This window comes from Pseudomonas sp. FBF18 (genome assembly GCF_024261405.1).
Lineage (GTDB): Bacteria > Pseudomonadota > Gammaproteobacteria > Pseudomonadales > Pseudomonadaceae > Aquipseudomonas > Aquipseudomonas palmensis.
Genome location: NZ_QKRS01000013.1, coordinates 128,545 through 147,508, shown reverse-complemented (window position 1 = coordinate 147,508; position 18,964 = coordinate 128,545). Strand labels below are relative to the sequence as shown.

Here is an 18,964-nt window from a genome sequence, read left to right as displayed (position 1 = left end):
TTGACTCCTCGCTGAGTGCTGAAAAGACCGGCGACATGCTTCGCCTTAATGGTCTCGCATACGACTTTGCTTCGCTTCAAGAAGGCGCTTCACTGCCAGCTGAAGCGATGAACAGCAGGTGGTTTTGCGCGCCAGTGGAGCGGATCAGCGGCGGCCTGGTGCTGACCCTCATGCTGCCGCACGGCGCGGATGCGAGTGAGCAATCGCGCTTCCCTCTCGACATCGTCAGCCCGGCTGACGGCCGGGTACCACTGCCCACGGACCGCGACCCGCAGCCAGATGCCCCGCCGAACTGGCCTGCAACTGTCGGCGCAATCGACTGGAGTCAGATGGTCACGGCAGAGATGAAGCAGGAAGCCGCTGCAGCGCAGCACCTGGCTGGCGTGCAGGCAGCAATCGCCGCTCAACGAGCCGCTGCTGACTCGGCGATCGCACCGCTTCAGGATGCGGTCGACCTCGACGACGCAACCGAGGCTGAAGCCGCTGCGCTGAAAGCATGGAAGAAATACCGGGTCGCGCTGAACCGCCTGCCTGAGCAGCCAGGCTACCCGACAGATATCGACTGGCCAGCGCTGCCGGCCTGACGACAGCTGAACACCGATACCCGCCTTGAGCGGGTTTTTTATTGCCTGGAGAAAACCCATGACCGCACGCGGCGTACGCAACAATAACCCCGGAAACATCGACTACAACCCACGAAACGCATGGCAAGGCCAGCTCGGCCTGGAGTTGGGTGTACCGAAGCCACGTTTCGCCCGGTTCGACACAGTAGAGAACGGCATCCGCGCGCTGGGCAAGCTGCTGCTCAACTACCGAGGCAAGGACGGCATCCCCGGCGTCGGAAAGCCCGGCATCGATACGCCACTGGAGTTCATCAGCCGCTGGGCGCCCAGCACCGAGAACAACACTCAGGCATACGCAGAAGCGATCGCCAAGCGCCTGGGCGTCGGCGTGCGCGACTCGATCAACATGGCCGACCCCAGAACCCTGCGCGAGACCGTGCTGGGCATCATCGTGCACGAGAACGGCGGCAACCCGTACTCGGCGTCGGTGATCGACGAGGGTGTGCGCAGGGCGCTAGCGTGAACGGCTGGGCCTGGCGCGCGACAGCCTTGCTGCTGTTGCTGGCGTCGTACTGGGGCACTTATGAACATGGGCGCACGACGATGGACGCCGAGTGGCAGAGCAGGTGGGCTGCGCGCGATGCCAGCGACAAGCAGGCCTGGGCCCTGGCTGAAGCTGAAGAGCGCAGCAAGGAACAAGCCCGCCAACAATCAATCAACAAGGCGACTCAGGATGGACAGAAAACCATTGACCGTGCCGTGGCTGATGCTGCCGCTGCTCGCGCTGATCTCAGCCTGCGGGACGAAGTCGATCGAGCAGCCGGCCGTGCCGCAAGTGCGGCCAGCGGCCATTCCTGCACTGCCGCAGCAAGCGCGGCAGCTTCCCGCGTCGCCCTGGTGCTTGCCGACGTGCTCAAGCGCGCTGATGAAAGAGCGGGAGACCTGGCGACAGATGCTGATCAAAGCCGGGGAAGGGGAGCAACCTGCGAACAGGCCTATACTGCCCTGACCGAAATCGGAGGGCAGCATGGACGACTTGCAGGAGAAGATGGCGGCGGGTGAGCCGCTGATGCAGCAGGCGATGGATGCGGTGCGACGCTATCACGAGGCGCGAGATTCACTGACTGCCGCAGAAGAGGTCGACCGCTTGCGGCTTGAGGCCGAAGCGCTGATGCAGGCTGTCAGTGAGTATCAGCAGGCTGTGCTTGGAGGCCCGGCGGCAACTCGCCACTGAGTGCGCAGCTCGCTGGGAGCACTCGCCCGGTAGATTTCAGCTGTAAGTCGTGCAGGTCTTTCGTCAGGCCCTCGTTCATTGCCACAAGCTTGGCAATGTCTCTGCGCGCCTTTCTCAGCTCTCGGGTCAGGTATTCGGCCTCATTCGTCATGAGCACCACCTGATGCTTCCACATCTCCAGCTCAGTGGGCGCTCCGAAGCCGTCAAAGTCTTCAATTTCCTGGGTCATTTTCATCACCTTGCGAATACTGTCTGTATATACAGTAATGCAGTCGAGCTGGCGCGGCGAATCAAGGCGACGAATTGCACGGGGAGGGGGATTTTTTCTGTCGGCAGGACGCCGGAGGAGGGGTGAAAATCGGTTCCAAAACTCCATCGGCACCCCTTGCAGCATGCGGCCTGCAGAGGTGCTGTTGGGCTTTAGTTTTGGAACCGAAAATCTGTTGCAAGCCACGGCGGGCGGGCATTTGTCTATCGGTCTTGAAAACCGTCGATGGGCAACTATCCTAGAGTTCGAATCTCTACGCTTCCGCCATCTTCAAAGCCCTGATTAGTCAGGGCTTTTTGCGTTTTTGGGCATGGAAAAACGACCCTTGGGAACACTCTTGGGAATGGTTTGATTTGTCAGCGCTGACAATACTTTGCTACTTGGTGGGTTTCGCCAAGGCTCCAATTCGACGATAAACCCGCTCGGTAATGTCGCCCTTGGTGTGGCCCAGCAGCAGGCTGGCGTGGTCGACATCTGTGATCTCGGAAGCCGACTTCGGGCGAATGTCGCGGAACTGGAACTGGCTGATCTTGCCAGCCAGGACCTGGTCACCGGCGGAGACTGCTTCTTTCACCGCCTCCTCTCTGGCGTCATCCCAGCGATGACGCAGCATCGGTGCCGTCACCCGTTTACCGTAGTCGGTCAGCAGCAGGTATGCGACCCATGCGAAGCGTTGCGCGCCAGAATCTTCCTGATCAGGGCGCCCAAGCTGCTCTCCACGCCATCCACTTCCAGCATGATCCGCAGCTTCTTGTGGGTCTTCTTCTGCTTCACACCCAGGGCATTGCCCTCGATGTCGTCCCGCCTCATCACCAGCACGTCCGCCGGACGCTGGCCCGTCAGATACGCCAAGACCATGGCGTCCTTCAGTTCACCCACCGCTTTCGCATAGACCGCGCTCCAGATCGCGTCATTGGCATAGAAGTCTCGCGGTATCTCCTTGTTCTTGCGCACGCCCTGGCACGGGTTCTCGTTGGCGGTGAGGCCCCATTCCCGGGCGATGTTGAAAATGTGCGACAGGGTGGCGATCTCGCGGTTCGCCCTGACCGGCGCTGTCCTAGCATCGCGATACTTCGCCACATGCGCAGGCGTGATTCCGTCGATTGGCGCCTTCTCGAAGTAATTGCGCAACTGACGTATCTCGGCCAGGTTGTCTTTCTGGGTGCGGGCCGCCTTCTTCGGGACGATGTCACGCTTGTAGTGGTCAACTAATCCCGGACACTGCGTTAAGTTTTTCCTCAGCAACAGCGGGCGCCAGCCCGCTGTTCAGCTGATGCGGTCGCTGCCAGTTGTAGCGTTGCATCAAAAAGTGACCGATAAGGCAGCGCAGTCGATGGAGCAATGAGCGGAAATTCAAAGGTGATGAGGTTGGCAATCTTGGCACGAATCAGAACGTGCAAACCCAAGGGCCCGCACTCCGCTCATGACTTGCATTTTACTCTGGCTCCCCAGGCTCAAAGCTCCGCGGCAAACCAACCTCCCTGTCAACCCACTCATCCGTTCGCCCAGAAAGTCCTACCAAACCGCCTACGCTCCTTGAGGCCAATCGCCAGCATCCGAACTACCCAGCCACCAGAAGCCGGAGGAGGCGCGCGATTGGTTATAGTATCGGTCAGTTGGTGGCACTTAGCTATCGTTAGGCTATCGGTTACAATTTGGCTTCATGCCAGGTCTGTAAGCTCTTATGCAAAGCACGGCTCATAGCCTGATCAGGCTTGATCAGGTGCAAAATTGAGACGCCAGGCCGCCTCATCGCCAACCAGGTTTCCTCTCCCACCGACGGCATTTTTGCCCTGCCGTAAATTGACCTCGACCGCAATGCAAGGAAATGCAGCTATGGACTTCATCACCACCGCAATCATCTCTAACGCTGCCTACGACATCGTCAAACATGGCTTTCTGATCACCAAAGACAAGGTCAAGGAGGGTCTTAGCCGTTGGATCACCGAGGATGCCGTAGCCGAGCAACTGGCTGAGCAACTGGCCAAGCTCGAAATCACGGATGAACACAGCCCAATCGCCATCGAGCGCCGCATCGATAAGTCCCCCGAACTCGACGCCTTGATCCGCCAGATCAACGCCCACGTGGCGACAGTTGCGCCGTCCACGATCACTACTGTCAACCAAACCCACAACGGGAGCGGCGACAACGTCGCGGGTAACAAGATCTCGTACAAAGGGTAGGGTGCGACGTTATGGTTCAGGGTGGCACCGTGAGCACAATTAATCAGCACCACACCGGAACGGGCGACAACGTCCAGCACAAGCTCGACATCGTCATCCAGGCGCTGGCACCTTCCCATCTGCGCAAGGCCATCGATCTCCTTCTGGCCGATGTCCGAAAGAAGAACATTGTTTCCGCTAAGGTGCGGCTCGAAACAATGAAGGCGACCGAACACGGCAATTCGGAAGTCTCTGCGCTGCTGGATGTCATCGCGCTCTATGGAGACTTGGTCGAGCCCGAAGGCACGCAGGAAGCCCTGAACGCCGTTACACGGGTCACCGCTACGACTCAGGACGCAATCGTCAAAGACCACTGCATCGCAGCGCTCCTGAAATTTTCGCGAAAGACAGACTCCGAAGAGTCAGCCAAGGAGCTCTATGACGAGACCACCAATCCTGGCCCGTACGCCCGCGAAGCCTTCTACCGCTACTACGCAACAGTGGATGTCTTACTTGCAGCGAGCAAAAAACTGATTCTGAGCGAAGGCGAGCTCACTGGTATCGTCGATGGTGCCTGCCGTCTGGAAGCCCTGGATATCGCATCACCTGCAGCTGTCCGTCTTCATGACCTTTACCCATCGGACAACTCAAGGGTTCTGCTGCTGATCACGAAGGCGCTGCGCCTGAATCCCGCAGTCAAGGAGCGCTCCTACTGGTTGACTGATCCACAGCTCAAGCACTCGATCGACGAGTTGGTGGCGGAGGTCGCGGAGCTGATCGAGCAGTCGAATGGCAGTGATGCCAGGCTCTACGATATGGCTGGCCCGATCCTCGATTACTTTCAGACCTCACTGCCTATCAGGCTTTTGAATGTCTGTGCGAAGTACGTAGACCACATGGAGGCGTCATACCCAGAAGTGGCTGCGCGCATTCGATCAACCCAGGGAGACCACTCAGGCCTTTCTGAGTCCATGCAGTCGGTGACTGCTGCCCAAGGTGCACAGGATGCACGAATCGCTTGGTGCCAAGCATTTCTGGCCAGCGACGCTGTCCAGCTCTTGGATGCCGTTTTTTTCACCCGATTCGCGAAGCCGGATGAACTCAGGCGCTGGCTTACTACTGAGGCGATCATTGCCGACGCGGGCGATATTGATACTGCGATGGTGATGCTTCTGGCTCATTCTCAGCTTGTCGTTCATACCAACGACTTGGTTGAGCGTTATGAGTTGGAGGGAAAGGTCGATGAGTTTATTGGTCTGTTTGGTCAGCGTATCCAGAGCGAGCTGTCTGCTTGGATCGTTTTAGAAGTGGCTGAAAACCTGTATGAGGCGGAGATCCCTCAAAAGGCGCTCACGCTGACGTCTGCAGTGTTGCCAGATGGTGAGCTTTGGCCGTCGCCGTTCGTGCTGCTCCACCTGAGATGCCTGCTCGAAACCCAGCAGTATCAGTCGTTTGATACCCTCATTGCTCGGATTCCCGGGGGTGAGCGATCGCTTTCATTGATGCATTTCCTTTCGCTAAAGGAAGAGGCGCTGGGAGATGTAGAGCGCGCTCTGGAGCTAAGTGACCAGATGATCCAGATAGCTCCACACAACCTCAGCTGCTGGTTGCGCGGATGTGAGCTGCGTGAGCGCTATCACAACCTCGATGAGCAGCGGCAATTCCATGATGGCATTCCCGATGAAATCCTGGAGGATTACTCACACGAATCCATGGTGGCGATGCGTTTTCTTACCTCCGCTGGAAACTTCAAGCGCGCGGAGCCTCGCTTGGTGCGATGGTTCTTGGAAGATCCGTCCGGCAGGGCTGTCATGTTGGTAAATTTCCATTTTGGAAGTGCGTGGCGCCGGCAGGCAGGCTTCAACGTGTCGAGTGTCGTTTCGGGTTGCCTTGAGGGTATTGAGTTCGAACAAGATGGAAAACCACAAATTCGGTTGATCGTCGAGGAGGGTGAGGCGAAGGGACAGCATGTGCTAATCAGGGATTCTCAGCTTGGTAACCTCCTGGTTTCGCTGGAGGTCAACCAGGCGGCGCTGCTGGGTGTCGTGGAGTACAAGCTTTTATCCCGCGTGCCCCCTTACGTGGCGTGCATTCGCCTTGCTTCACAGCTAAGGCATTTGCAAAACGACGGGAGCGACGTTTTCGCCATTCTCCAGCTACCTAAGGATCCGGCGGACTTTGTTACGTATCTGGAGCAAAAGCTGAGGGTTAACCGTTCTCCTCGTAAGGAGAGTCTGAATGACGACATTCCGCTCTTCATTCGCTCGCATGCAGAGCAGGGCGACAATCCAATTAAGGCTGCGCTGAACGCATGGTCTGACAGCACCATACCGAAATCGTTGTTGGTAAACGAGGGCAGTGCTGAGCCCGGCGAGATTGTGCTGGATGCCTACTCAATCGCTTACCTGACGATGACCAATATTGTCGATAAGCTCCTGAACAAGGGCTACACATTCGTCCTGCCGGGTGAAACCAAGGTGATCTTGCAGCGGTGGGTTGAACATGTCTCGCATGAAAGCTTCTTGATGATGGGCGTCAACGGCGCTGGCAGGTTGTTCAGAACGACAGCATCGGATGTCCAGGCTCGCGATGGTCACACCCTGCGCGGGATGAGGCGCATCCTGGAAGAAGCAGTAGTAAAACACCCGGTTGTGCATGATACCGCGTTGGAGCTTTACTCCATCAAAGACGGGATTGATGCCACCGTGTACCTGGCGATCCAGTTATCGGCAGCTAACGAGATTCCATGGTTCTGCATGGACTTCGCATTTGCCGGCCTGCATTACTCGAAAGGCTGGAAGGTAGCGAATGTGAACACCATTTTGCTCAGTGTCACCGACACGCCTGACTTCGATTTCGAAGAGCGTCGCCATGGCCTGCTGCTCTTCGCTCTGAACACTTTGCCGCGACCGCTGATGCTGACAGAGCTTAAGGGTTTGGCGGGAAACCCTAATCCATTGTCCAGTATGATCCTGAGCAAAATCTTTGAGAATCACGGGCGTCAGATTTTCTCGGACGACGCCCGATTATGGTTGCTGCTCGAACTGCTGATTTCGCACATCGTGTGTACTTTTTACCGGCTCGCCATGCCTGCAACGCGGGCCCCTGCTTACACACCTTTGGGGCAATATGAAGAGCATGTTTTCAACCATGGTCTTCGCCTGTTTGTGTACGAGCGTGGTGATCAATCCGCCGAGTTCTGGTTGGCAGTAGCACTCAGGGCCAGCCTCGATATCTTGGGAGTTGATCAGAAGCTGTCCAATTACGCGGCGGGTTTGTTTGCGGATTTTGTCGGCGGGCACTTCATGGATGTGGATGCGATAGTGCAGCATTACGGTGCTCTTCCTGATGAATATCAGTTACCACTGGGGAGGTAGCGATCCAAGCTGCCGAGAAAAAATTGAGGGCTCGAAACCTCATTTGGATTCGTCGAAGGTCGACCAGGAGGTGAAGGGCGCTGAGTACTAAATCCCATGAGTGCGACCTGCTAGTAGATTGACGGCAGGGGCTTGCGCGCTCGAATATTGTGCTGAGATACGCAATCAGGATGGACTGCCCCCGGCACCGTAGACATCTCCAGCCTATGCTTTGAGCATAGGAGGACGTCTATGAGTACCCAACGATTCACGCCGGAATTCAAGGCCGAAGCAGTCAGGCAAGTCATTGAACGCGGATACTCCGTTGCGGAAACAGCCGAGCGCCTCGGTGTGTAGACCCACAGCCTCTACAAGTGGGTTAAACCCGTGACGCCTGACGAAACCGAGAAACAGGCCAGCGAACTGCTCGAAGCCAAAAGCGAGATTTTACTGCTGCGAGCCCAAATGCGGCGCTTGGAAGAAGAGCGTGACATATTAAAAAAAGCAGCGCGGTACTTCGCCAGGGAATCCGAGTGAAATACCGCTTTATGAACGAGCATCGGCATCAATACGCGTCGCTACGCTGTGCCGGGTTTTGCAGGTTGCTCGTGCCGGGCTCTATCAATGGCTACTTAAGCCTGTATCTGATCGTGAAAAGAGAATGGTCGACTGTTAGGACTGATCCGCGACTCCTATGCAGCCAGCCGAGGTGTGTATGGCGCACGGCGGGTGTTTGCTGACTTGCGTGAGGCTGGAGAAAGCTGCGGTAAGCACCGTGTCGCCGGATTGATGCGCACCTACAAAATCAGGGCGCTAAGAGGCTACAAAGCTCCGCGCGCAATCAAAGGGCGGCCATCGATCATTGCCCCTAATCGACTCAACCGGGTGTTCACGGTCGATACCCGCTGTACCTGGTGATCTTCGGGGTTATCGTCCTGAGCAGCGCCTGGTCACCCGAACTGCACCGGAAGCGTTGATGCTCTGACGGGCAGCGTCGTCATTGAAGCACTCGCCAGCTCTTGGTAGGCCCGCTAATTGGTCTGGCTACGAGTGCCAGCCCGCCCGCACCGAACATCGCTGTCGAGGATGCTGGCCTCACTGTAAGCGATGACCCGGCGCACAACCAGTAGTGCTGCCTGGTAGATAGGCACTATTTTTCTCTCTGGAAAAGTTAGCCGCGCAAAAGAATCGGGCTGTTTCGTGCACTATTTTTTCAAGGCGCTCAGGTGCGTGACGAGTGAATGACGATTGGAGGGTGGGCTGATCAGGGCCTAAAAAGAAAAACTTGCGAGCAGGCCATGGCGGCCTGCTGCAGTAACAGTCAGGAGTAGCGAGTGCAATAGTGTTTTTTACTTTACAGCTTTTCTGGAGGGCTACTCTTTTTGCGGTGCTTTCTGGTTTTTAAGATGCACTCCGGCAGCTTTCGCAGCGCCATCCCTTGTAACTTTCGGCTTTTTCAAGCGCTGCAACCAAATCACGACCGGCTATCGTGTTTTGGCAGTTGTTGTGTTTTTCGTTTGGTTTTCTCATCCCCTCGCATTGTTTCTTCAGGAAGGGGCTCACCACCGCCTGCTGCCTTGACGTAAGCGCTCTGAACCCCTTGTCTACGGCTAGCTGGGCGTAGCTTTGTACGCTCGGCTTTTCACCTTGGAATGCGTTCTGCGCGATAAGTGCCGAGAAAATCTCTCGCTCGATAGTCATTCGTTAATCCTTTATTCAACCAACAAGTTTGCTCATGTTTTTTATTATTCTGAGCAATGCGAAAGCATACGTTACCATCGGGTGAGGTTTTATTGAACTGGGTTTCCATCCAGCTATAAAAACGCACGGCTTCACATTTTTTGGTCAATAAAGGTTGGGTTCCTGGTATTTAAAATATTTCAACAGGTCATTGTTACAATTTATTTCTTGTTCAAAAAAGTTTCGCTCTCACTTAAATGGGGTCGTGCACCGTGTAAGTTTCCTGCCTTTCCCACTAAGTTTTACGGTGACGACACGCCTTATGAGTTTTTATGAAGTTCCGCGATTTCCTGTGCCGGGCTGCCACTAAGTGCGCAGCTCGTGGGGAACACCCGCCCTGTCGATTTCAGTTGCAGGTCGTGCAGGTCCTTCGTCAGCCCCTGGTTCATCGCCACAAGCTTGGCAATGTTCCTGCGCGCCTTGCCCAGCTCTCGGGTCAGATATTCGGCCTCATTCGTAATGAGCACCACCTGGTGCTTCCACATCTCCAGCTCAGTGGGCGCTCCGAAGCCGTCAAAGTCTTCAATGTCTTGGGTCATTTCCGCCACCATATGGATACTGTTTGCATATACAGTAATCCAGTCGGGCGAGCACGGCGAGCCGAGGCGACGAATTGCACGGGGAGGGAGATTTTTTCGGTCGGCAGGACGCCGGAACAGGGGTGAGAATCGGTTTCAGAACGCCAGCGGCGCCACTTGCAGCATGCGGCCTGTCGCATGCCGAGTTATCGCCAGCACCACGCCCCTTCAGTCATGCTCCATCTGAACATACTCCAGCATCTTCTGGCTCCCATCCAGAATGTCACTGCAGATCGCCAGGCGAGCCGCCGCACCATCGCGCTGCTTCAACGCCTCCAGCACATCCCAGTGATGATCAATCGCCATGCGCTCGTTGAACCCGCCGTAGGCCCGGGCAATCAGCGGCCCGGTACGCATCCACAACCCATCCAGCAGGCTGACCAGCACCGGCATATCGGCGATTTCCGCCAACCTGAAGTGAAACTCGTGGTTGAAGGTCAGCGCGGACCTCAAGTCATTGTCCTTGATCGCCACCAGGTTGTTCTGAATGCAGGTTTGCAGCCGCGCCACTTGCTCCTCGGTCGCCAGCGATGCAGCTGTTTCGGCCGCCAACCCCTCGAGCGAGAGCCGGATGCTCCTGATCTCCAGGTACTGCTTGGAAGTCAGTACCGGCACACGAATGTCCCGCGGTGTCTTCAGAACCAGCGCCTGCTCCTTTGCCAGTTGAAGAATCGCGTCCCGCACTGGTGTGACACTCGTACCCAGCTGTTCGGCAAGGTCGCGTATGCGCAGCCGGTCGTTAGGCTGGAAGCGCCCTGTAATCAGGGCTTCGCGCAGCAGGCCATAGATACCGCTGCCAAGGTAGGAGTGTTTCAGGTGCTCAATCGGATAATTCATCGCGTACTCGTGTGCGGCGCAGGCCCGGCGGGAGAGGGGAGGCTACCGGCAGCGATTATCGAGTAACTCAAACATGTTGCCCACCGTTTACATGGATTTCTGCGCCATTGACGTACGAAGCGCCCTGCGTGCAGAGAAAATGCACCAACGCCGCGACTTCCTCGGGCTTGCCCATGCGTTTCATCGGGATCGATCGCTCCACGATCAGCTCGGTGCCAGCGGACAGGATGGAGGTGTCGATCTCCCCCGGGGCGATCGCGTTCACCCGAACCCCATAGGGCCCGAAGTCATGCGCCATCTCGCGCGTCAGCGCCGACAGCGCCGCTTTGGAGCAGGCATAGGCCACCCCTGCGAACGGGTGCACCCGCGAACCGGCAATGGAGGTGACGTTGATCACCGAACCTTTCGCCGCCTTGAGCTCCTCGAACAACCCCCGCGCCAGCAGGGCCGTCGAGAAGATGTTCACGTTGAACACGTTCAGCCAGGTCGAGTAGTCGGACTCCAGCACCCCCAGTCGCTCCCCATCCGGGCCTTTGGGTGAAACGCCGGCGTTGTTGACCAACGCATCCAGCCGCCCCCCGAGTTTTTCCCGGATTTCCGGAAGCCTGCGCTGTATGTCCTCCACGCTCCCCAGGTCGAGGTGAATGTGGTTGGCGATGCCTTCGGCCCAGGGGCAGCCTTCGCCCAGGTCCTGCCTCGAGGCGGTAAACACGCGCCAACCCGCAGCACTGAAATGTTTCACGGTGGCGTGGCCGATGCCCCGGCTGGCACCGGTGAGAAGCAGCGTACGTTGATCGGTCATGGCGGGTTCCCTGTTCATTGGTGAGGGCAAGTGTAGCGTAAAATATGATGCATCATATTTATTATGTGTTTTAATGCGTCCCGTCCCCACCGGGGAAGCGTCACGTTCGATCGATTGCTGCCACTACAAGAAAACTGCCATCCCTTTAAAGCTGCCCACGACCCGTAGCTGACCTGGAGAGACGCATGAATAAGAAAATCGCAGCTGTACTTTTGCTCGCAACCATCGCAAGCCCGCTGTATGCCGCTGAAAAGCTGACCGTGGTGTCCTTCGGCGGCAACAACCGCCAGGCGCAGGAGAAGGCGTTCTACAAACCCTTCACCGCCCAGACCGGCGTGGCCATCACCGCCGACGACTACAACGGCGAAATGGCCAAGATCAAGGTGATGGCCGACACCGGCAAAACCAGCTGGGATGTGGTGGAGGTCGAATCGCCCGAGCTCATCCGTGGTTGCAGCGAAGGGGTGTTCGAACCGCTGGACTGGAGCCGGATAGGCAACAAGGAAGACTTCATTCCTGCGGCCGTCAGCGACTGTGGTGTCGGCATCTTCATCTGGTCCACCGTGCTGACCTACGACCCCAAGAAGCTCGCCTCCAGCCCGCAAGGCTGGGCCGACTTCTGGGACCTGAAGAAGTACCCCGGCAAGCGCGGCCTGCGCCGCGGCGCGAAGTTCACGCTGGAGTTCGCGCTGCTCGCCGATGGGGTAGACAACAAGGACCTCTACACGCTGCTGGGTACTGAAGAGGGTGTCAAACGTGCGTTCAAGAAGCTCGATGAAATCAAGTCCAGCATCCAGTGGTGGGACTCCGGCGCGCAGCCGCTGCAATGGCTGATCGCCGGTGACGTGGTCATGACCTCCGCCTACAACGGCCGTGTCACCTCTGCCCAGGAGGAAGGCCAATCGTTCGCGATGCAATGGAATGGCAGCCTCTACGACCTCGATCACTGGGCCATCGTGAAAGGGGCGCCGAAAAAGGAATTGGCCGAGCGCTTCATCGCGTTCGCCAGCGAGCCCATGCAACAGAAGAACTTCGTCGAGGCCATCCCCTACGGGCCCAGCAACACCGGCGCGATGGACCTGCTGGACAAGCGCGTGGGCGAAAAACTGCCCACCGCCCCGCAAAACCTGAAAAACGCCCGTGCCACCGACGCCGAGTTCTGGATCGACCACGGTGAGGACCTGGAGGAACGCTTCAACGCCTGGGTCAACAAGTGATGCATGGCGCCCCTGAAACCGGGGGCGCCATTCAAAGGCCGTATAAGGATGCGAGTCATGCCCCTTGAAAATCTGGCTGTCGATGACAGCTTGCTCGAAGCTGCTCCGGCACGGGTCACCGATAAGCAGGCGTGTGCAGTGCTGCGCCAGCAGTTTGGTTTGAGCGGCACGCTCGAAAAGCTGGGCGGCGAGCGCGACCTCAATTTCCGCGTGATGCTTCAAGACGGCTCATCCCGGTTGTTCAAGCTCTCCCACCCGCTTGAAAACCCCGATGTGGTCGACTTCCACAACCAGGCGATGCGAAGAATCGAACTTCGCGATCCCGGGCTTGCGGTTCAGCGCGTGCACCCCTCGCTTGAGGGCCAGTACGCCACCTTCGTCGAGATCGACGGGCAGCGCATGCTGGCGCGGCTGCTGTCCTTCGAAGATGGCATGCCCCTTCACTGCGTGAGTCACCCCACACCGACGTTTCGCCGGGTCATCGGGCAGTCCATCGCCCGGCTTGACGTGGCGCTGCAAGGGTTTGCCCACCCCGCCGCCGGGCATGCGCTGCTGTGGGACATGCAGCACGCCGCGCACCTTCGACCGCTGCTGGTGCACATCGAACCCGGCCCCGGACGAAGCCTGGTGCAGCGCAGCCTCGAGCAGTATGCGTCGGTGGTGGTGCCAAGCATCCCCGGGCTGCGCAAGCAGGTCATTCACAATGACACCAACCCGCACAACATCATCGTGGATGCCCACAACCCCGATGTGCTGCGCAGCATCCTCGATTTCGGTGACATGGTGCATGCGCCCCTGGTCAACGAGGTCGCGGTTGCCGCTTCCTACCACCTTGGGCAGGTAGGCGATGTACTGGAGCCGGCCCTGGATGTGATTGTCGGCTACCACCAGTGCAACCCCCTGAACCAGCAGGAGCTGGCGCTGCTGCCCGAGCTGCTGGCCACGCGCCTGGCGTTGGCCCTGTGCATCAACTCCTGGCGCGCCGAACTGCATCCGGACAATCGCCAGTACATCCTTCGAAACACCCAGCGTGCCTGGGCAAACCTGAAGGCACTGTCGGCGCTGCCTCGCGCTGAAACAGAAGACCGAATTGCTTCGGCCTGCCTGCGAGCAAATCGAGCATGAGCATGATCAACGGCTTCACGTCAGCCGACGCCACCCGGCTTTCGGCATCGCAGCGACGCCTGATCGAGCGCCGCGAGCGGCTACTGGGCCCGGCATACCGTCTGTTCTACGAGCGACCGCTGCACACCGTTCGAGGGGAGGGCGTATGGCTCTTCGACGAGCAGGGCCGTCGTTACCTGGACGCCTACAACAACGTTGCCTCCATCGGTCACTGCCATCCCCGGGTGGTCGAGGCGATGCATCGGCAGTCGCAGGTGCTGAACACGCACACCCGTTACCTGCAGGAGGGCATTCTCGACTATGCCGAGCAGTTGCTCGGTACCTTCACCGATGACCTGGATCGCGTCATGTTCACCTGCTCCGGGAGCGAGGCGAATGATCTGGCGCTGCGCATCGCCAGGCACTGCACCGGTGGCACCGGCGTCATCATCACCCGGTTCGCCTACCACGGCGTCACCGCAGACATCGCTGAGCTTTCACCATCGCTTGGCAGCGCCATGGTGCTCCCGGTGCATGTGCGCACCGTTCGCGCACCTGACGCTTACCGTCTGGGGGCCGAAAACGTGGCGTCGATGTTCGCCGCAGACGTGCGCGCCGCAATCGATGACCTCAAGGCGCACGGCATCCGCCCGGCGGCAATCCTGCTGGATGGCATCTTCTCCAGCGACGGCGTGCTGCCCGGGCCGGCGGGCTGTATCGCCGAGGGTGTGGCGCTGGCCCAGGCCGAAGGCCTGCTGTACATCGCCGATGAGGTACAGCCGGGTTTTGCGCGTACCGGCCTTAACATGTGGGGGTTTACCAGGCACGACGTGCGCCCGGACCTCGTCACCCTCGGCAAGCCCATGGGCAATGGCCAGCCCATTGCCGGCATCGTCGGGCGCTCCCAGGTGGTCGATCACTTCGGCAGGAGCATGCGCTACTTCAATACCTTTGGCGGCAACCCGGTCTCGTGTGCGGCAGGTCAGGCGGTGCTGGACGTCATCCGCGAAGAACACCTGCAGCAGAGGGCCCATCACATTGGCAGCTACCTGCTGGACGGCCTGACACGGCTTGCCCAGCGCCATCAAATGATCGGCGACGTCAGGGGGGCCGGCATGTTCCTTGGGGTTGAGCTGGTCACCGACCGCGCAACCAGGGCACCCGCAGCCAGGCAGGCCCGCCAGGTGGTCAACGCGATGCGCGAGCAGGGCGTGCTGATCAGCGCCGCCGGTCCGCACCAGAACGTGCTCAAAATCCGTCCGCTGCTGGCGTTTACCCAAGAGCATGCGCAGATGCTTGTGGAAGCGGTCGATACCGCGATGCAAGGGGCTTGTTGAGAAGGCCAAGCCCCTGGTTCCTCAGCCTGCGCCGTGGGCGGCGAGGTTGCAGTATTGCCCCTTGAAGTACAGCAAGGGCTGTGTGGCGGCAGTTTGCTGCAGGTTCAGCGCCTTCACTTCGCCAATCACGATCAGGTGATCACCGGCGACGTGTTCGGCGTGGATCTCGCAATCGAGCCAGTGCAGGCTGCCGGCAATGATCGGGTTGCCCAGTGGCGATGCCTGCCATTGCACGCCCTGCCACTTGTCGGTACCTCGTCGGGCGAACTGGTTGGAGATCCCGACCTGTTCACCGGACAGGATGTTGACTGCGAAGCGGCCTGCCTGGCGGATCCTGGGGTAGCTGGCCGAACCGGCCATCACGCTGAACGACACCAGCGGCGGGCTCATCGACACGCTATAGAACGACTGGCAGGTAAAGCCGACCGGCTCCTCCTCGATCTGCGACGTGATCACCGTGATACCCGATGCGTAGTGCCCGAGCGCTTCGCGAAAGCGCAATGGCTCGATGGCAGTACTGGAACGTGACATGGTAGGTCCTGGCTGAAGGGGCGGGTCCAAAGGCGGCGGGGAGGGGGCAAGCCGCTCGATCAGCGCTGCAACCCCCCCTGCACCCTTATCGGTTCAAGAGCTCTCTGCGCACGATGTCCGCGCCGGCGCTCAAGGCGTTCAGCTTGCCGCGTGCCACCTCGCGGGGCAGAGGGGCCATGCCGCAGTTGGTGCACGGGTAGAGCTTGTCGGCGTCCACGAACTGCAGCGCTTTGCGCAGGGTGTTGGCCACTTCCTCGGGGGTTTCGATGGCGTGGTTCGCCACATCGATGGCCCCCACCATCACTTTCTTGCCGCGAATCAGCTCGATCAGGTCCATCGGGACATGGGAGTTGTGGCACTCCAGCGAGATGATATCGATACCGGATTTCTGCAGCTTGGGGAAGGCTTCCTCATATTGGCGCCACTCCGAGCCCAGCGTCTTTTTCCAGTCGGTATTGGCCTTGATGCCGTAGCCGTAGCAAATATGCACGGCCGTTTCACATTTGAGCCCTTCGATCGCCCGTTCCAGGGTGGCCACGCCCCAGTCATTCACCTCGTCGAAGAACACGTTGAAGGCAGGCTCGTCGAACTGGATGATGTCCACGCCCGCCGCCTCCAGCTCTCGGGCTTCCTGATTGAGGATCTTGGCAAATTCCCAAGCCAGCTTTTCCCGGCTTTTGTAGTGGCTGTCATACAGCGTGTCGATCATGGTCATGGGGCCGGGCAGGGCCCATTTGATGGGCTGGCTGGTCTGCTGGCGCAGAAACCTGGCATCTTCGACAAACACCGGTTTTTGCCTGGCAACAGCACCCACAACGGTCGGCACGCTTGCGTCATAGCGGTCACGAATTCTGACGGTTTCGCGCTTCTCGAAATCCACTCCGCTCAGGTGCTCGATAAAGGTGGTAACGAAATGCTGGCGGGTCTGTTCGCCGTCGCTGACGATATCAATGCCTGCGTGTTGCTGTTCCTGCAGGGCCAGGCGCAAGGCGTCCTGCTTGCCTTCGAGCAGCTCCTCGCCGTGCAGCTTCCAGGGCGACCAGAGCGTCTCGGGTTGTGCAAGCCAGGACGGTTTGGGCAGGCTGCCAGCAGTGGAGGTGGGTAGCAGTTTTTTCACGATAGATGACCTTGTATGTTCTGAATGATCAAAGCGCGTATTGGGCGGACCACTGCTCAAGCACGGTCTGGTAGGGCTTGATGAAGTGCTCTTCGACAAACCTGCCCTGTTCGATGGCCAACTGACTGCGCTCTTCTCGATCGTAGACAATGCGGGTCAACGAGTAATCCTGGTGATTCAAGCTCGGCTGATAGGATCGACCTGCTGCTGAATTCGCGTTGTAGATTTCAGGGCGATAGATCTTCTGGAAGGTATCCATCGTGCTGATGGTGCTGATCAGTTCAAGGTTGGTGTAATCCCCAAGCAGGTCCCCAGCAAAGTAGAACGCCAGCGGTGCCACGCTGTTGGCAGGCATGAAGTAGCGAACCTTCAGGCCCATCTTCCGGAAGTACTCATCGGTCAGGGAATATTCGTCCTGCTGGTATTCGGTGCCCAATACCGGGTGCTGGTTTTCGGTGCGCTGATAGGTCTTGCTGCTGGAAACACTCAGGCAGATGACCGGTGGTTTTTTGAAGTGTTCTTTATAAGTGCTCGAGTTCACGAAATGCTTGAACAGCTTGCCGTGCAGCTCGCCGAAATCCTCCGGCGTGCTGAACCCCTGCTGGTTCTTGTTGTGCCCCAGCAACAGTACGCTGAAGTCATAATCGCGCACGTAAGAGGAGAAGTTGTTGCCTACGATGCCCTCGATGCGTTCGCTTGTTTTGCGATCCACAATGGTGGTCTGCAATATTTCAATCAGCGGCAGGGCGGTGTCCCTGTGCTCGGCATCCATGTTCATTTCCACGGAAATGATTTCAAGTTCGACGTTGTAGCGGTCGCCTTTCGGGTTGTCCCAGTGCGCCAGGGCGTTGAAACGATTGTCGATCATCGTCAGGGTATTGCGCAGATTCTCCTGGCGACGCTGCCCCCTCGCCAGGTTCGCGAAGTTGGTGGTCGTGCGGGTGTTTTCAGCGGGGCGATAATGTTCGTCGAAACGAATACGCTTGATCGAGAATGTAAATGCTGTGCTCATTTTAATCGGGTGCCCTGATGGTCCGAGATAAAAACCGAATCTACATTTGCCCTCTTCGGCAAGTTTGATTCGTTGTAGGTTTTTTTGCTCGGGCGTCTTGAAGTGTTCCTTAATTGGGGCGTATTTTATGTCCGGGCATCGAACGAGTTAAATTGAATTGATTTCATGGGAACGTTAGCCACCCTCATGATGCTCATCTGCAGGGCTTTTGATTATTATTTTCCGCCTTGGCCAATAAGCGGCAGGTTCGCTTTTTCAAGATGCGCGCAGGCCATGGTGACCATTGAGGCCTCAAGGCGCTGGAGGCCATGGCGTCACTTGTTGCGGATATATAAATGAAACCACTGATCACGGCCCTTGCGCTGTTCATCCTCGCCGGCTGTACCTCCAGCGGCGCTCCCACGGCTGAGCAGCAAACCCGGGAATGCATGAACTATCACGCCATGATGACTGCGCCCATGGCGCCCGATGCCATGCAGCGCCTCAAGGCTGCATGCGAACAGTCCAGGCTTCGATAACGGCCTAGGCTCTGTACGAAAAGCCTTGATACTCGGTGATGCTGCGTTGAAAACAGCCTGACCTTCGTCTCAAGACTTTTCATACAGACCCTAGTCCCAGGCCATCACCACGCCTTCCAGCCGGCGAAATTCATCCAGTGTGCGGTGGAATTCGGCGCGTTCAAAGGTGGCGGTGCAAGCGGCCTCGAACCAGCTGACGCGGGGCTGCTCCAGGGTGATCACCTCGTGCAGCAGGCCGAAGCGCCGCCAGTGGATGTGATCCTCATGGGCGTGTTGCTCCACGACGATGACCGTGCAGCTCAGGTCCAGGTCATCGGAGCACACCAGCAGCGGCACCAGGGTGGTCCACCCAGGGGCAGTGGAGTAGCTGCGGTCCCACACCAGTTCATTATCGTCTTCGCCGTAGAGGCCGGCATGCGCTGCCACCAGATGAAGCTGCGCAGCGGGGTCTCGTGCTGGCAGCCAGACTTCCAGCGGCACGCCATCGATGGCGAAGGTCGAGTAGAAGCCCTGGCTGTACTTCGATTTGAAGCTGGCGATTGAAAGCTGGTTCACGTTGGTTTCTTTCCTTTGGCAAAACCTGGCAG

General features: G+C 58.2%; 19 protein-coding genes, 1 tRNA gene and 2 pseudogenes. 12 read left to right on the top strand and 10 right to left on the bottom strand.

Going from position 1 to position 18,964, the window contains the following annotated elements:
- Positions 1-35: 35 nt before the first annotated feature.
- Genes DN387_RS19540 through DN387_RS19525 form a run of 4 tightly spaced genes read left to right on the top strand, consistent with a single transcriptional unit; the run spans position 36 to position 1,797 of the window.
- Entirely contained in the window at positions 36-584 is a 549-nt protein-coding gene (locus DN387_RS19540) for a tail fiber assembly protein (RefSeq protein WP_254506253.1), read from the top strand.
- 58 nt (positions 585-642) lie between these two features.
- Positions 643-1,086 carry a structural protein P5 gene (locus tag DN387_RS19535; protein ID WP_254506183.1) on the top strand — a complete coding sequence of 148 codons (444 nt, stop codon included), beginning with the start codon at positions 643-645 and terminating at the stop codon, positions 1,084-1,086.
- Complete coding sequence (locus tag DN387_RS19530; RefSeq protein WP_254506180.1) at positions 1,083-1,625, top strand: DUF2514 family protein; 543 nt, start codon at positions 1,083-1,085, stop codon at positions 1,623-1,625. The genes DN387_RS19535 and DN387_RS19530 overlap by 4 nt, the downstream gene beginning before the upstream one ends.
- Entirely contained in the window at positions 1,591-1,797 is a 207-nt protein-coding gene (locus tag DN387_RS19525; protein ID WP_254506177.1) for a hypothetical protein, read from the top strand. The genes DN387_RS19530 and DN387_RS19525 overlap by 35 nt, the downstream gene beginning before the upstream one ends.
- On the opposite strand, the gene DN387_RS19520 is transcribed toward DN387_RS19525, so the two are convergent.
- Positions 1,745-2,173 carry a hypothetical protein gene (locus DN387_RS19520; RefSeq protein ID WP_254506175.1) on the bottom strand — a complete coding sequence of 143 codons (429 nt, stop codon included), beginning with the start codon at positions 2,171-2,173 and terminating at the stop codon, positions 1,745-1,747. The genes DN387_RS19525 and DN387_RS19520 overlap by 53 nt on opposite strands.
- Before the next feature lie 52 nt (positions 2,174-2,225).
- Between DN387_RS19520 and DN387_RS19515 the strand changes: the two genes are divergently transcribed.
- Positions 2,226-2,332 (top strand) — tRNA-Ser (locus tag DN387_RS19515).
- A gap of 109 nt (positions 2,333-2,441) precedes the next feature.
- Here the strand turns inward: DN387_RS19515 and DN387_RS19510 are convergent.
- Positions 2,442-3,280 (bottom strand): annotated as a pseudogene (locus DN387_RS19510) (tyrosine-type recombinase/integrase); the annotation flags it as partial.
- 621 nt (positions 3,281-3,901) lie between these two features.
- On the opposite strand from DN387_RS19510, the gene DN387_RS19505 reads away from it, so the two are divergent.
- The 3 genes and pseudogenes from DN387_RS19505 to DN387_RS19495 all read left to right on the top strand — a co-directional run.
- Positions 3,902-4,249 carry a hypothetical protein gene (locus tag DN387_RS19505; protein ID WP_229589322.1) on the top strand — a complete coding sequence of 116 codons (348 nt, stop codon included), beginning with the start codon at positions 3,902-3,904 and terminating at the stop codon, positions 4,247-4,249.
- 29 nt (positions 4,250-4,278) lie between these two features.
- Positions 4,279-7,605 carry a hypothetical protein gene (locus DN387_RS19500; RefSeq protein WP_236171708.1) on the top strand — a complete coding sequence of 1,109 codons (3,327 nt, stop codon included), beginning with the start codon at positions 4,279-4,281 and terminating at the stop codon, positions 7,603-7,605.
- A gap of 231 nt (positions 7,606-7,836) precedes the next feature.
- Positions 7,837-8,478, top strand: a pseudogene (locus tag DN387_RS19495) (transposase); the annotation flags it as partial.
- Positions 8,479-8,985: 507 nt separating this feature from the next.
- Here DN387_RS19495 and DN387_RS19490 read toward each other — a convergent pair.
- The 4 genes from DN387_RS19490 to DN387_RS19475 all read right to left on the bottom strand — a co-directional run bounded on the left by DN387_RS19490 (position 8,986) and on the right by DN387_RS19475 (position 11,541).
- Positions 8,986-9,285: a hypothetical protein gene (locus DN387_RS19490; RefSeq protein ID WP_043861032.1), complete on the bottom strand. Its 300-nt coding sequence runs from the start codon at positions 9,283-9,285 to the stop codon at positions 8,986-8,988.
- Between the two features lie 299 nt (positions 9,286-9,584).
- Positions 9,585-9,863, bottom strand: coding sequence for a hypothetical protein (locus DN387_RS19485; RefSeq protein WP_153046092.1), 279 nt, complete (start codon positions 9,861-9,863; stop codon positions 9,585-9,587).
- Between the two features lie 207 nt (positions 9,864-10,070).
- A complete protein-coding gene (locus DN387_RS19480) occupies positions 10,071-10,739 on the bottom strand; it encodes a GntR family transcriptional regulator (protein ID WP_043861034.1) in 669 nt (222 codons plus the stop codon).
- 67 nt (positions 10,740-10,806) lie between these two features.
- Positions 10,807-11,541 (bottom strand): SDR family NAD(P)-dependent oxidoreductase, encoded by a 735-nt coding sequence (locus tag DN387_RS19475; protein WP_043861035.1) that lies wholly within the window; start codon positions 11,539-11,541, stop codon positions 10,807-10,809.
- 185 nt (positions 11,542-11,726) lie between these two features.
- On the opposite strand from DN387_RS19475, the gene DN387_RS19470 reads away from it, so the two are divergent.
- Genes DN387_RS19470 through DN387_RS19460 form a run of 3 tightly spaced genes read left to right on the top strand, consistent with a single transcriptional unit; the run spans position 11,727 to position 15,199 of the window.
- Positions 11,727-12,758, top strand: coding sequence for an ABC transporter substrate-binding protein (locus tag DN387_RS19470; protein ID WP_054916130.1), 1,032 nt, complete (start codon positions 11,727-11,729; stop codon positions 12,756-12,758).
- Between the two features lie 57 nt (positions 12,759-12,815).
- Complete coding sequence (locus tag DN387_RS19465; protein WP_054916129.1) at positions 12,816-13,883, top strand: phosphotransferase; 1,068 nt, start codon at positions 12,816-12,818, stop codon at positions 13,881-13,883.
- Positions 13,880-15,199, top strand: a complete 1,320-nt coding sequence (locus DN387_RS19460; RefSeq protein WP_054916128.1) for an aspartate aminotransferase family protein — start codon at positions 13,880-13,882, stop codon at positions 15,197-15,199. Before DN387_RS19465 ends, DN387_RS19460 begins: the two co-directional genes overlap by 4 nt.
- 21 nt (positions 15,200-15,220) lie before the next feature.
- Here the strand turns inward: DN387_RS19460 and DN387_RS19455 are convergent, their stop codons facing one another.
- The 3 genes from DN387_RS19455 to DN387_RS19445 all read right to left on the bottom strand — a co-directional run bounded on the left by DN387_RS19455 (position 15,221) and on the right by DN387_RS19445 (position 17,859).
- A complete protein-coding gene (locus tag DN387_RS19455; RefSeq protein WP_054916127.1) occupies positions 15,221-15,730 on the bottom strand; it encodes a flavin reductase family protein in 510 nt (169 codons plus the stop codon).
- 85 nt (positions 15,731-15,815) lie between these two features.
- Positions 15,816-16,847: a methionine synthase gene (locus tag DN387_RS19450; RefSeq protein WP_043861040.1), complete on the bottom strand. Its 1,032-nt coding sequence runs from the start codon at positions 16,845-16,847 to the stop codon at positions 15,816-15,818.
- Positions 16,848-16,875: 28 nt separating this feature from the next.
- Positions 16,876-17,859 (bottom strand): DUF1852 domain-containing protein, encoded by a 984-nt coding sequence (locus DN387_RS19445; protein ID WP_043861041.1) that lies wholly within the window; start codon positions 17,857-17,859, stop codon positions 16,876-16,878.
- Positions 17,860-18,194: 335 nt separating this feature from the next.
- Between DN387_RS19445 and DN387_RS19440 the strand changes: the two genes are divergently transcribed.
- Positions 18,195-18,377: a hypothetical protein gene (locus DN387_RS19440; protein WP_054916126.1), complete on the top strand. Its 183-nt coding sequence runs from the start codon at positions 18,195-18,197 to the stop codon at positions 18,375-18,377.
- Between the two features lie 90 nt (positions 18,378-18,467).
- Here DN387_RS19440 and DN387_RS19435 read toward each other — a convergent pair whose 3' ends face one another.
- Positions 18,468-18,932, bottom strand: a complete 465-nt coding sequence (locus DN387_RS19435; protein ID WP_231390884.1) for a hypothetical protein — start codon at positions 18,930-18,932, stop codon at positions 18,468-18,470.
- Between the last annotated feature and the right edge of the window lie 32 nt (positions 18,933-18,964).